The organism is Nonomuraea candida (assembly GCF_000725485.1).
Taxonomy (GTDB): Bacteria; Actinomycetota; Actinomycetes; order Streptosporangiales; family Streptosporangiaceae; genus Nonomuraea; species Nonomuraea candida.
Window position 1 is genome coordinate 1 of record NZ_JOAG01000212.1, and the last position, 233, is coordinate 233.

The 233-nt window shown below is 68.2% G+C and carries 1 pseudogene; it reads right to left on the reverse strand.

The features are described from left to right. Positions 1 to 233: pseudogene (locus tag IO39_RS56480) on the reverse strand (IS630 family transposase); the annotation flags it as partial.

Sequence of the window (233 nt, forward strand, 5' to 3'; positions counted from 1 at the left end):
CGTTCGCGGCGTTGGGCGGCCAGGACGTCGGGGTGACGGGCGTGGGCGTTGCGCCAGCGCAGGTAGGCGTGCAGAGCCTTGGTCTGCACGGTGTGGTTGCGGTGGTTGGAGTTGGCCAGGGTGAACTGGCGCAGCGGTCCGAAGTGCGCCTCGATCGGGTTGGCCCAGGAGGCGTAGGTCGGCGTGAACAGCAGCCTGACCTTGTTCTTCTCAGCCCAGGCACGGATGCGCCA